This window comes from Paenibacillus paeoniae (genome assembly GCF_003388735.1).
Taxonomy (GTDB): domain Bacteria; phylum Bacillota; class Bacilli; order Paenibacillales; family Paenibacillaceae; genus Pristimantibacillus; species Pristimantibacillus paeoniae.
This window is the reverse complement of the sequence record NZ_QUBQ01000001.1, coordinates 232011-244933: the sequence shown is the minus strand read 5'-3', so window position 1 is coordinate 244933 and position 12923 is coordinate 232011. Positions and strand designations below refer to the sequence as shown.

Below are 12923 nucleotides of genomic sequence, written 5' to 3'. Positions count from 1 at the left end.
ATTATTATATCGTTAACGCTCCGGCAATAATCTTTTGTTACAATAGAAGCAAGAGATGAGATTCTGCCTGCCTACGGGAGAGAGGATGACAGCGATGCAGAAAATGATAGGTTGGATGAGAACTAGAGAGCGAAGAATGCTAATGTGGGCAAATCGGAGGCCTTCCGGCGGAAGGGTGTACGGTGCGATCGACAGATGGCTCAGCACGATCACGCATATGGGCGGCGCTACATTCACGCTCGTCTCCGCCCTGCTGCTTGCCTTGCTGGCGCCTGCTCCCTGGAATACGGCCGGATGGCAAGCCCTTGCGGCAGTCGCCATCAGCCATATACCGGTTGCCATTGTCAAACGAAAATTCAAACGGCTGCGTCCCTACCAAGCGATGCCCGAAGTGCATACATGTCCCAAGCCGTTGCAGGACTCCTCGTTCCCATCAGGTCATACAACAGCGATCTTCTCCTGGATCGTACCGCTTCTGTTAACCGGAGGAATCTGGACGCTGGCGTTCACGCCAGCTGCTATGATCATTGCGCTGTCCGTCGCGTGGTCCCGCATGTATCTGGGCTTGCATTATCCTTCAGACGTTGCCGCAGGAGCCATGATCGGCACCCTTACCGCTTATGCGGTTCATTACTACTGGATTTATCCGACACCGATTGTATAAGAAGAGACCAGCTATTATTCTTCCGTATCGTTATCATTGGAATCAGAGCTTGCGGCCGCTTCGTCCCGCAGGCTCTTTTGTTTATTCTCGCGATGCTCGCGGAGCACTTCCGAGCCGATCACTACCTCGACCCGATGAATCGGCTGTCCCTTCTCCATGAACTTCATCTCATATTCAGTAAATACGAGATCCTCGCGAGGCTCGTCTTTATGCAAATGCAGGGAGATATTCCGCATCACCAGTTCCATGTCGGCAAAGCTGTTAAGCGAAAATTCGAATAGCGACTGGGAATCCGTCTTGAAATGAATTTCACCGCGCTCGTTAAGAATTTCAATATATTTCGAGACAAAGCGCTGATGAGTCAGTCTGCGGCGCGCATGCTTGCTCTTTGGCCATGGATCGCTGAAATTCAAGTACACACGCGTAAGCTCGCCCGGGGCGAACATCGTCTCAATACCTTCAATATTGGCGCGTAGCAGAGCTAGATTCGGAGGCGCCTCCTCCCCCTTCTCTTCCCATGCGATACGTGCTTTCTCGCTCGCTCTTCTAAGCAGTTCGTCGTACATATCTACCCCGACGAAGTTGATATGGGGATTGCGCGCGCTCATCTGGCTAATAAAACGTCCCTTGCCCATGCCAAGCTCCACATAGATCGGATTGTCGTTGCCAAAAAACTCGCGCCACTTGCCGCGATGCGGCGTTGCGTCCAGCACAACCAGCTCCGGCTGCCCTTCCAAATTCTCTCGAATGCCTTTTCTTCCTCTTAAACGCATATCGTCGTTCTCCTCTGTTATAGGTTAATCACGTAATCGTGCATCATAACGGTCAGTCCTTATTGTGCCCAACTCTGTCCTCGTTGTAAAGCGTTATTCTCCCGCATGGGGAAACAGGAAAATGCTGCACAAAAAAGAGACGCTCCCTTCCGGCCCTTCGTTGGCCATCCCAGAAACGCCTCTTGCTATTCAACATGTATAGTCGGTAATCAGTTCAAGAACTGGTACGAGATTGGAGCGTTGTCTCTGCCGTCCTTCTCCCATGCGTCTTCCAGCACCATATTCAGCTTCCGGCGCGCGGATACCTTTACGTCGTGGTTAGCATGAAAGTGTACGCCCGCAAGAGCCATTAATTCCTTCACAGTCAGCTCCACGGTTACTTTCTCATCGCCATTTGGAATTTTTGTCAAATTCATCTCACATCACCTCATCGATTTATATTCATTCATTTCCAATTAATCGACTTTTCATGTGTGCGGTTACAATTAGGCTATGTCAGGTATTTTTATTGATTTGTCGCTATTTCAATATAACACATCATGTTAGGTTATTCAAGCCTAAATCACAGTTTTCTTTCGATAACTTCCAGTTTTCCCGATATCCGAACGATTATTCTCTCCGAATGGAGCTAGCATGGCTTTTCGGTCCGTTTTTCGATAAAATGAAGGGTGAACGTTGTGAAAGAAGGGGAAATTCATGATTGAAATAATGACGCCCGGACAACCGATGCTCTGGAATGATAAAAGATTTCATACGTGGAATTACGAAATGCGGGAGCAATTCGGCGCCAAAGTGTTCAAGGTCATGCTGGATGCCGGATTCACCTGTCCCAACCGGGACGGCAGCATCGCCAAAGGCGGCTGCACATTTTGCAGCGCCCGCGGCTCCGGAGATTTCGCCGGCAGACGACGGGACGATCTGGTCACGCAGTTCAATACCATTCGGGACCGGCAGCATCAGAAGTGGCCGGAGGCGGGCTATATCGGCTACTTCCAGGCCTATACCAATACGTATGCTCCGGTAGAGGAGCTTCGCGAATATTATGAAGTCATTCTGCAACAGCCAGGCGTATTAGGATTGTCCATTGCGACGCGTCCCGACTGTCTGCCTGACGATGTCGTCGATTATTTGGCTGAGCTGAATGAACGCACTTACCTGTGGATCGAGATGGGATTGCAGACGGTTCATGAATCAACGTCCCAGCTCATTAACCGCGCTCACGATACAGAGTGCTACCTTGATGCTGTACGTCGGCTTCGCGAACGGGGCATTCGGGTATGCGCACATATTATTTATGGATTGCCGCAGGAAACTCATGAGATGATGATGGACACCTGCCGTGCCGTAGCGCGCATGGATATACAAGGCATTAAGATCCATCTGCTCCACTTGATGCGCAAGACGCCAATGGTGAAGCAATACGAAGCAGGGCTACTTCGATTCCTGGAGCAGGACGAATATACGGGGTTGATCGTCGATTCCCTGGAGCTGCTGCCTCCGGAGATGATCGTCCATCGCCTGACGGGCGACGCGCCAAGGGATCTGCTGCTGGGACCGATGTGGAGCCTCAAGAAATGGGAAGTGCTGAACGGCATCGACGCCGAGCTTCGCCGCCGCAATACGTGGCAAGGCCGGCTATGGCAGCTGGGGGTGTAAGCGTTGGGATTCCTGTCCGTACTTAGCATGGCCCATAAGTGGATTGCGGAGCGCGCTGGCAGCGGAGACGCAGTCATTGACGCAACAGCCGGCGGCGGCGTTGATACGCTGACACTGGCGGAGCTGGTGGGCCCCAAGGGAATAGTGTACGCCTTCGACATCCAGCCATCCGCGCTGGAGCGGACTCGCGAGAGACTCGAAGCAGCCGGCGGACACCCGCAGGTTCAGTTGTTACTGAAGGATCATGCAGAGATGGCAGATGCGATTGCGTCTGAACATGTCGGCAAGACAGCTGCGATCATGTTCAATCTGGGCTACCTGCCCGGAAGCGATCAGAGCATTGTCACCCAGCCAGCGTCCACGATCGAGGCGCTGCAGGCCGCGATAGGCCTGCTTCGTCCCGGCGGCATTCTGACCTGCGTGCTCTATCCCGGACATCCCGGTGGAGAGCTTGAAGCTGCGGCGGTAGAAGCTTGGGCCTCCACCCTGCCGCAGTCGTTAGGGCAAGCCGTGTTGTACCGCCAGCCGCAGCGTAGCACAGCACCTTATCTTATCGCTGTAGAAAAACGAAAAGGCGTTTAACGTCTCCGTCCAATCCATATCCTGATTCTAGAGAGGAGAATGTCCCATGGCAGTCAAAAAGATTGAGCATATTGGCATTATGGTAAAAAATATTGAAGTATCCGTAGCCTTCTATACCGAGGTGCTGGGCCTGGTCCATACATACACGATGACACATACGAACGGCGTCATTCGTCTTGCTTTTCTTGCATTCCCCGGCCACGAAGAAACAGAGATTGAATTAGTCGAGGGTTATAACGACTCCTTGCCTGCGGAAGGCAAAGTTCATCATATTGCTTTGACCGTGGATGATCTGGATGCAGAGGTCGAGCGCATCAAAGGATTGCCGGTGAAGCTGCGCGACACCGAGATTACGACGCTGCCAAACGGCGCAAGATACTTCTTCTTCTATGGGCCGGACGGAGAAATTCTGGAATTGTTTCAGCCGGGACAGCCTCTTTAACAATAAGTCATTACGCAATTATAGGAGGTTCGGCTTATGAGCATCAAGCCATATCCGCTCCAATTCAAAGCGGAAATAAAAGAACGAATATGGGGCGGCCGCGCCCTGGAAGACTTTGGCCTGGAGCTGCCTCCTGGAGCCATCGGCGAGGGATGGATGATCAGCGATCATCCAAATGGCATTACCCGTGTCGCCAACGGCCCCCTTCAGGGACTTGGACTGGATCAGATTCGGGAAGCGTACGGCAGCGAATGGTTCGGCACACGCGGCTCATCCGCCAGCAACGGGAGATTCCCGTTATTGATCAAGCTGCTGGACTGCAACGACGATCTGTCCGTACAAGTTCACCCCACCGATGATTACGAAGACTTGCCGGAGGGCGAATCCGGCAAGACGGAGATGTGGTATATCCTCGATGCCAAGCCGGGAGCGAAAATCATATACGGGCTGAAGGAACACATGGATGCGCAGACGATGACTGTCGCCATTGAGGAAGGCCGCATTATGGATACGCTTCATGAAGTGAACGTCAAAGCCGGAGATGCCTTCTACATCCCTGCCGGTACTGTACATGCGCTCTGCTCTGGCGTCGTAGTAGCCGAAATTCAGCAAAACTCCGACACCACTTATCGCCTATTCGATTATGACCGTCCTGGACTGGACGGCAAGCTAAGGGAGCTTCATATCGAAGATTCGCTTCGGGTCATCGCTTATGATGGAGCCGGCGCCAGCCGAATGGATACGACGAATATGGCTCCAGGACAGTGGCTGACGATAGCCTCATCACCTTACTTCCTTGTCGAAAAAGGCTTGATTCAAGAAAAAGAAGCTGCTGCTGCCACTAAGGATAGCTTCGTCATTCTGATGATCGCAGATGGAGAGGGACATCTTCGCTGGGAGGACGGCGAGTTGACTGTTCGGGCAGGGGAATGCTTCTTGCTCCCGGCAACGCTCGGTGGTTATGAAATGTATGGAGCATTAACGGTGCTGCGCTGCTCCGTTCCCGCTTCTTAAGTCTGGTTGATTGATAGCCACGCATATAGAAGAGAAAGGACCACCCTTGCAGATTGATCTGCCCTGGATGGTCCTTTGTTGTATGACACGATGCATCTGGTATCTCTACGATTGTACGGCAGCCTGTTCCACAGTCGCCATGAACGGGCGGGGTTTCGGTTTGCTTCCCTCTTGGCCAAGCGCATACAGCATAATAAGCAGCGTATGCTGCTCCTTGCGAAGCTCCCCTGTCTCCAAGAAATGCAGCATATCGAATGGCATGAGCTCCAGAGCAGCATGCTTGTGAAGCTCCCTCTCTTGAAGCCTCAACGCTGCGAAGTCCTCGGAGACGATCTCCGGCGATTCGCTCAGCTTCTTCATCCAGCGGGACCACTCCGCCTTCTCCAGCATAAAATCCCACCAGATTTTGCGCGGTTTATAGTTATGGTTCAGGAAATAATCGTATTTCATGAGCCCAAGCACCACATCCAGATCCAGCTTGCCTCTGATTTCGTCCTCTGGAACGCCCCAGTCCCCCTTGCTGTAGGCGGTCAAGAAAGACCATAGCCGCGAGAACAGATCCTCCAGCTGGTGGCCAATCTTCTGCCAGCCGCGCTGCTCCCAATAATCGCCGAACAGCTGGAAGAAATCGAATGGTGAAGGGAAGACGCGATCTACCAAATAGAGCAGCGTATGATCCATCCGATGCGCATTCCAATATTTCTCCAGAACATCCTCTACACGCTTAATGCGAACGATGTCGCCAAACGGCATGAGGTCGTTGCCCAGCATCTCATAGGGCGCCCTATCCATATAGATATAGCCCCACTTCTCGGCGTCCAGTCGCAACCCCGTCCCGCGCAGCATCTTCAGGAAGCCGAGCTGCAGCTCTTCAGGCCTTAGCGCAAATACATCATTGAACGTTCCTCTGAACGTATCGTAGTTTTCCAGCGGCAAGCCGGCGATGAGATCCAGATGCTGATCGATCTTGCCTGAATCCCTTACCTTCGTAACCGTACGGACCAGCTTGGACCAATTCTGTCGGCGCTGAACCGCCAGATTGGTCGAATCATTGGTCGATTGGACACCAATCTCGAAGCGGAAGACGCCGGGGGGCGCGTGTTCAGCCAAATAATCAAGCACCTCCGGGCGCATGATGTCGGCTGTAATCTCGAATTGGAATACGCATCCCTGATGGTTCTCAATAAGGAACTGGAACATCTCCAGCGCGTAATCACGCTTGATGTTGAACGTCCGGTCCACAAACTTGATTAAGTTGGCTCCATTCTCGATCAAATACAAAATATCGGATTTGGTCCGATCCATATCAAAGTACCGTACGCCCACTTCAATGCTGGACAGACAAAATTGGCAACTGAACGGGCAGCCTCGGCTCGTCTCGAAATAGACAACGCGACTGCCTAGATGAGGAATATCCTCCTTGAACCGGTAAGGGGAAGGCAGCTCGTTCAAGTTAAGCTTTGGCCGGCCGGGAGTAATGACAATTTCAGTCCCGTCCTCTCTCTTCTTGCGGTAGGCAAGCCCGAACACCATATGGAATTTTCCGTCCCCCTCTATCTCCGTCAGCAAGTGATGGAAGGTCTCTTCTCCCTCGCCCATGACGATGAAGTCGACATCCTGCAGACGCTCCATCCATTGCTCGGTATCATAGCTGACCTCGGGACCGCCCATGATGATGCGAATGTCCGGCTTGATCTTGCGCAGCATGTTGACGACGGTAATCGTCTCTTCAATGTTCCAAATGTAGCAGGAGAAGCCGATCACATCCGGATTTCTGGAGAATAGATCGGATACGATATTCATTGCCGGGTCTTTGATCGTATATTCTGCAATATCAATATCGAATTGATGCTCGCTGTATGCCTTCAGACAGCGCAATGCGAGCGACGTATGGATAAACTTGGCGTTAAGGGTGGATAGCACCACTTTCATAAGGGTTAAACCTCTCTAACTTTAGTGAGTGTGCCTATGCCGCCGACATATAGGCAGCTTATAAGCTGCCTATATTGTATCGAACTTCACATCAAAAAAGAAGAGGAGTCCTTGTCACCGCATACGCGGTCAGGACGTCCTCTCTTGTACTAGAATCTGGTTTTTATATAAAGCTGATCCTTCAACTGCATGTCGATGACCGGATAACGAACGCGCCACTTGCCTTCGCCAAGCGCTGTTACTTCGTCGGAAGCGAGGCCTCTTGGCTGGAAGTCGTAGTCACGTTGGAACGAAATGGTTACCTGAATCTTTTCGTCTGGCAGCATGCGATGGAGCTCATGCGCCAAATTCACTGACCACAGGCTCAGCTCGCCTGCCGTCGCCGTACCATAATAGAGATAGAAGAGCGGGTCAATATTAGCTGTAAATACAAGCCAGCCCTCCGCGTCGCGGCGCACCTGCCAGCTCGTAACCTCGGCATCGCCTTTCAGCGTCTGGACGAATGAAAATTCTTTCTTCATGAGCTTCTGTATATCTTCAAGCGCTGCGCCTTTCAGCGTATCCGGAAGCGGCGGCGTAAGGAATGTGGCTTTGACCACCATATCCTCCGTCATCGACTCAACCAGTTCAGCGGCATGGAAGGCGGATACCGCAAAACCGATATCAGCTAAGGAGTTATCCATACCGGAAGTCGTAATCCCTACCAGCTCGCCGTATTCATTAAACAATGCGCCACCGGAGCTGCCATGGTCCATCTGGGCGTTCGTCTGAATGTACGAAACGCCGCTCTCGTAATGATGACCGCTAATTAGTCCCGTTGAGACTGTATTCATGAAGCCTAGCGGGCTGCCAATCGCATAGACCCGGTCGCCTTTGCGAGCAAGATAGCTGTAGCTAAGCTCAACCGGAAGCAAATCCATGGGCTCTTCCGTACGCAGAATCGCCAGATCGGCTTTTTTGTCATAGGCGACGACGCCCTTCACCTTGAAATCGTCATAGTAGATCGAATTCGCGATAGCGGAAGTCGCATCGGAGATGACATGATAGTTGGTCAGAATAAGATCTTCTCCAATAACCACACCGCTGCCGAGTGCCTTGTTCGTCATAATCATGACGACGCTTTCGTCAAAGTAATCCACGATCTCCTTGGATGACAGCTTGTCTTCCTCACGGTACACCGTATCTTCCTCGTTCTCATATTTCTCCATTTGCTGATAATACCAGCTCTTCACCTTAATGGCGTTGGCTTTCTGATCCCACTCTACCTTTGCCTCTAACTTCTCGGCGATAAAGCGAATGGGCACGTAGACGACATTATTTTTGGTTGTCGCAGCGGCATCCATCTTCACTGTCTTGCCATTCACAATCGCTTCCTTCTGCCCGATCGCCAGCGTAATGGTGAGCGTGCTGTTGCGGATAATAACCGTCTGCGTCTTCTTCTCATAGACCGAAGAAGCCTCCAGCGCGTTCAGCAATTCCGTCATGGGAGCAAGCGCTACGCCGTTCTCTTTATAGATGGGTGCCGACAGCTTGAGCTGCTTTCCGTCCACCCATAGTTGGATCGATGCCGTTGCCTCCTTCGTAGCGCTAGCAGCTGCCGCAATATCCGTTGTTAACCCGGAAACAGGGGCAAACAGCAAGCCTGCAACCAGCAAAGAGCCCACTATAGCTTTATATCCTAGCTTCTTCATCCTATTCTCCACGTCCTCCCATATTCACCATAGCAACATATACCAGATCATCCTATCATTTTGATCGGCAAGTGTCTATGAAATGATAATAGGGTTGATAGAGAAAAACCGGGGCGCATCCCCGGCACTAAATAAGCTTGATCATACGCGTATACGAGCCCCCGCTGACGTCCAGCAAACCGTCCTCCCGGAACCCCAGCTTCTTGTACAACGCGCGGGCACGATCATTGTATTGCTCGACAATCAGGGACAATCGGGCACATCCCGCTTCAATGCCTCTTTGCTCGAACGCACTGATCAACGCCTTGGCAATGCCCTGCCCCTGATAACGCTCGTCCACTGCGACAGCATCCAAATAGAAGTCTCCCGGCTGGCATTCCGGCACCAGCGCTTTCGCCGCTTCTGGGCCATAGTCGCGCGCAAGGCGCTCCCGAATGGGATGATCCAGCCGCTCAGCCTCATCCCCTGCATAACAAATCAACACGCCCGCTATGCCGCCGTCACGCCGGTCAACAATGATGTTGCGGTAACTGAGTCGGTTCCCCTCTTGCCGGATAGCCTCGGCTAATATGCGCCATGTCTCAGCGTCATCGCGCGTGCCCGACAGCGTATAGGCAATAGAATCAATCGCTGACAGCATTAACGGCATGATGATATCCGCATCTTGCGGTTTCGCTTGATCAATCATGGTATCTCCCCTTTCTACTGACAAAGATTGCCCAAAAAGAAAAAACCTCTATCGAGGCCAGGGCAGTCGTATACATTCTATTGTGATAAAAAAAGCCTGGAGACGTCTCCCGTCTCCAAGCTCATTCCTCTTATTCAGCAGCCGGCGCTGTAAACGAGCGTCCTGCGAATTCTGAATCCAGCATATAAAACGCGTTGCTGTCTTTATCGATCCGTTTGAGCTTATTAATAATGCTGTCGAACAACGCTTCCTCTTCCACCTGCTCATCGATGAACCACTTCAGGAAGTTGATCGTCGCATGCTCGCGGTCGTTCATCGCAAGGTCGGACAAGTGATAGAAGCGAGCCGTATTCTGTTGTTCGTGCTTGTAGCCTTGCTCGAAAGCGTGGAGTATGGAATCGTAATCATTGTTTGGCTCAGGCAGCGCCTCAAGCGTAGCACGGCGTCCCCGATCATTCAGAAACTTGTATATTTTCATCGCGTGGAACCGTTCTTCCTCAGCTTGTACAATAAAGAAATTAGCAAAGCCATCCAGGCTATCGCCGGAGCAATAAGCTGCCATGGCAAGATACACATGAGCGGAGTAAAACTCGAAGTTCATTTGTTCGTTAAGCGCTTTGGCTAGAGCATCATTCATAAATGTGCACCTCACTTTTCTTATTTAGACTTATTCTAACATAAAAGAAAGAGGCGGCAAATGGCCGCCCTTCCTAAATGCACCAATATTATTATTAACCGATCATTTTTTTCAATCTCTTATAGAGCAAATCCGGCGATGGCGCGCTTATGCACTTGGATTTCACAACCACGAAGGACTCCATCTTGCAGGTCTTGCAATTGCCCAGACAATCGCTTTTCTTGCGCTTAATGTCGGGATACTTCTCCTTCATCGCTTTGTAGAGAGACTTGGAGCCATTTTTCAAATTACGCCTGCAATACTTGATCTTCTTCATGTGTCACCCCGCGCCGTTTCGTTCTCACTGATCATCGTTCTCATAGTTATGATAATCATTATCAATGAATTTGTCAAGAAACGAGCCTATGAAAAAGCCCGCTTCCAGCGCATTGAAAGCGCTGAAAGCGGACAAGCTCATGTCCTTGCGAGGAGCATAAGCTGCCCCCAAACAAACGGATTGCCTTACTTCACAAGTTTGCTCAGCACCTCGATGCCCTTATCGAGCTGAGTGTCTTCCTCATCCAGCTTCTCGCGCAGCAGCTCGACGAGCCGATAACCCGTCTTGTCGTTGAACACGCCCGTCGGCTCCAGCTTCTCGTTGCTCTGGAACGACTTGAGCGCAGTCTCCGTCGCCTCGTCGAAGACGCCTTCCTTGCCTATCGGACCATAGCCTAGCTCACGAAGCATAATTTGAAGCGTGATGACATTGTCTCCGTAGCTTCCACGCTTCATCTTCGAGCCTGTTGCAAGCGGCCGGACATTGGCATATTCCGGCAGCGACACCTCATAATCCGGCGCTACGCCTTGTTTGTTGATCCAGGCTCCGCCTGGTGTCTTCCACTGGGCTTCCGTCAAACTCAATACCGATCCGTCCGGGAATTCCCGGAAACCTTGCACGACGCCTTTGCCGTAAGTAGTCTCGCCTACCACCTGCGCACCGGCTGATTCCTTCAAAGCCGACGCCATCACCTCGCTGGCACTGGCGGATTGGCTGTTCACCAGCACAACAGTTGGAACATTCCACTCTTCCTCCTGATGGGACAGGAAGCTGACGGTTTGGCGTTCGTTCTTGTACACGACGTCCAATATTTTCTTATCCTTTGGAATAAGCACGCTGGCAATTTCGATCGTAGACGTAAGCAGCCCGCCCGGATTGGAGCGCATATCCAGCAAGAGCCCTTTCAATGGTCCTTCCTCTTTCAGCTTGGCGAGCTCCGCCTTGAATTCCTTTGCCGTATTCTCAGCGAATCGGCTGATCGTAATATGGCCCATTCCATTTTCAAGGCGCTCCGCGGATACTGTGTGCACCGGAATTGGCGCACGTTTAAGAGTAATTTCCAGCGGTTCCTTCTCTCCCGCACGCTGAAGCTTCAGCGTCACGGAGCTTCCTTCGTCACCGCGCACGGCCCCAAGAAGGTCCTGGAACGACATCCCGTTAATATCCTTATCGTCAACCGCAAGGATCACGTCTCCGGCCAACAAGCCTCCTCGCTCCGCAGGCGTATCCTTGATGACGGAAGTGATGACGAACAGCTCCTCTTCCTTCCTCATATTGGCGCCGATGCCGTAAAATTCGCCTTCATAAGACTGCGTGTACGCCTTCCCCTGTTCTCCGACTAGATATTGGGAATACGGGTCCTCAAGGGAAGCCAACATCCCGCGAGCGGCGCCGTTGATCAGATCCTCAGGCTTCGCTCCCTCCAAATAATCGTTTAATATTTTCGTATAGGATGCATTAAATTGCTTGAAGGTAGACTCCTTCAGAATCGGGTAACGCATCGTCGTCGACATGGTCCCCATGATGTACCCGATAATAAGCAATGCAAATACGCCGATGACGTATATCAATCCCGATTTCTTTTTGACAGGCGTTTCGCTGTAATGATCCATTCGATTATCTCCTTGTATGTAAGCTGGATTTTCGCTACAATCAACTTTATTGTGAATGATGTGACGGCAACAGAGAGGAGCTACCGCTAGTATGTATAAGCTGATTGCTATTGATGTGGATGACACGCTGTTAAGCGATAATTTAACGGTATCGGAAGGCACTCGCGAGGCGATGGCCTCTGCAATCGAGATGGGCGTGATGGTAACCTTGGCTACCGGCCGCATGTTCGCTTCCGCTCAGAAGATTGCGAAAGGCATTAATCTTAATGTACCTATTATTACGTATCAAGGTGCTCTCGTCAAAACGCTGCTGGATGGAGAAGTGTTGTACGAGCGTTCCGTGCCAGCGGATGCGGCGAAGGAGCTCTATGAATACAGCAAGGAAAATGGCCTCCATCTTCAGTCTTATGTGAATGACGAGCTGTATGGCACGGAGGAAAATGACCGTATTAAAGCCTACTCCAAGCTATCGAATATTCCTTATTTGATTGAACCGGACTTTGACAAGCTGATCAATCAGCCGACCAACAAGATGCTGATGATTGACGACCCTGATCGTCTTGATGAGATTGCGATTGAACTGCAAGCGCTGATTGGCGACCGGGTTCATATTACGAAGTCGAAAGCCCACTATCTGGAGTTTATGCACAAAGAGGGTACGAAGGGTCACGCGCTAAAATATATGGCGGGGCATATCGGATGTACGCTGGAGGAGACGATTGCGGTCGGCGACGCATGGAACGACCGTGAGATGATCCAAGCTGCCGGTCTCGGCGTCGCGATGGGCAATGCCGTACCGATGCTGAAGGAAATGGCTGATTATGTGACGTCCTCCAACAATGAAGAAGGCGTCAAGCATGTGATCGAGAAATTTATATTAAACCGCTAACGAATATAACAACAAGGGGCCCTGCG

14 protein-coding genes are annotated in these 12923 nt (G+C 51.4%); 6 read left to right on the top strand and 8 right to left on the bottom strand.

All coding sequences use genetic code 11. The features are described from left to right. Positions 1-94 precede the first annotated feature (94 nt). A complete protein-coding gene (locus DX130_RS01145; RefSeq protein ID WP_116042160.1) occupies positions 95-664 on the top strand; it encodes a phosphatase PAP2 family protein in 570 nt (189 codons plus the stop codon). Positions 665-678: 14 nt separating this feature from the next. Here the strand turns inward: DX130_RS01145 and trmB are convergent, their stop codons facing one another. Both trmB and DX130_RS01135 read right to left on the bottom strand, forming a co-directional pair. Further along, complete coding sequence (trmB, locus tag DX130_RS01140) at positions 679-1437, bottom strand: tRNA (guanosine(46)-N7)-methyltransferase TrmB (protein ID WP_116042158.1); 759 nt, start codon at positions 1435-1437, stop codon at positions 679-681. Positions 1438-1646: 209 nt separating this feature from the next. Next, entirely contained in the window at positions 1647-1853 is a 207-nt protein-coding gene (locus tag DX130_RS01135; RefSeq protein ID WP_116042157.1) for a hypothetical protein, read from the bottom strand. 280 nt (positions 1854-2133) lie between these two features. Between DX130_RS01135 and mnmL the strand changes: the two genes are divergently transcribed. Genes mnmL through DX130_RS01115 form a run of 4 tightly spaced genes read left to right on the top strand, consistent with a single transcriptional unit; the run spans position 2134 to position 5131 of the window. After that, positions 2134-3093, top strand: coding sequence for a tRNA modification radical SAM protein MnmL/YtqA (mnmL, locus tag DX130_RS01130; RefSeq protein ID WP_240644050.1), 960 nt, complete (start codon positions 2134-2136; stop codon positions 3091-3093). A 3-nt stretch (positions 3094-3096) separates the two neighbouring features. Beyond that, the gene (mnmM, locus tag DX130_RS01125; RefSeq protein ID WP_116042155.1) at positions 3097-3675 is read left to right on the top strand and encodes a tRNA 5-(aminomethyl)-2-thiouridylate-methyltransferase MnmM; all 579 of its coding nucleotides are present in this window, start codon (positions 3097-3099) and stop codon (positions 3673-3675) included. Between the two features lie 46 nt (positions 3676-3721). Continuing rightward, positions 3722-4117 (top strand): VOC family protein, encoded by a 396-nt coding sequence (locus DX130_RS01120; RefSeq protein WP_116042154.1) that lies wholly within the window; start codon positions 3722-3724, stop codon positions 4115-4117. A gap of 36 nt (positions 4118-4153) precedes the next feature. Continuing rightward, positions 4154-5131 carry a type I phosphomannose isomerase catalytic subunit gene (locus tag DX130_RS01115; RefSeq protein WP_116042152.1) on the top strand — a complete coding sequence of 326 codons (978 nt, stop codon included), beginning with the start codon at positions 4154-4156 and terminating at the stop codon, positions 5129-5131. A gap of 105 nt (positions 5132-5236) precedes the next feature. Here the strand turns inward: DX130_RS01115 and DX130_RS01110 are convergent, their stop codons facing one another. From DX130_RS01110 to DX130_RS01085, 6 genes are all read right to left on the bottom strand, one after another. Continuing rightward, entirely contained in the window at positions 5237-7063 is a 1827-nt protein-coding gene (locus DX130_RS01110) for a B12-binding domain-containing radical SAM protein (protein ID WP_116042150.1), read from the bottom strand. Between the two features lie 149 nt (positions 7064-7212). Beyond that, on the bottom strand, positions 7213-8754 hold the full coding sequence (locus DX130_RS01105; protein WP_116042149.1) for a trypsin-like peptidase domain-containing protein: 1542 nt from the start codon (positions 8752-8754) through the stop codon (positions 7213-7215). Positions 8755-8881: 127 nt separating this feature from the next. Beyond that, on the bottom strand, positions 8882-9442 hold the full coding sequence (locus tag DX130_RS01100; protein WP_116042147.1) for a GNAT family N-acetyltransferase: 561 nt from the start codon (positions 9440-9442) through the stop codon (positions 8882-8884). Positions 9443-9572: 130 nt separating this feature from the next. Further along, positions 9573-10079 carry a ferritin gene (locus tag DX130_RS01095; protein ID WP_116042146.1) on the bottom strand — a complete coding sequence of 169 codons (507 nt, stop codon included), beginning with the start codon at positions 10077-10079 and terminating at the stop codon, positions 9573-9575. 94 nt (positions 10080-10173) lie between these two features. Further along, positions 10174-10395, bottom strand: coding sequence for a DUF1450 domain-containing protein (locus tag DX130_RS01090; protein ID WP_116042144.1), 222 nt, complete (start codon positions 10393-10395; stop codon positions 10174-10176). A gap of 185 nt (positions 10396-10580) precedes the next feature. Beyond that, complete coding sequence (locus DX130_RS01085; protein ID WP_116042143.1) at positions 10581-12008, bottom strand: S41 family peptidase; 1428 nt, start codon at positions 12006-12008, stop codon at positions 10581-10583. A 91-nt stretch (positions 12009-12099) separates the two neighbouring features. Between DX130_RS01085 and DX130_RS01080 the strand changes: the two genes are divergently transcribed. After that, positions 12100-12897: a Cof-type HAD-IIB family hydrolase gene (locus tag DX130_RS01080; protein WP_116042141.1), complete on the top strand. Its 798-nt coding sequence runs from the start codon at positions 12100-12102 to the stop codon at positions 12895-12897. Positions 12898-12923: the final 26 nt, after the last annotated feature.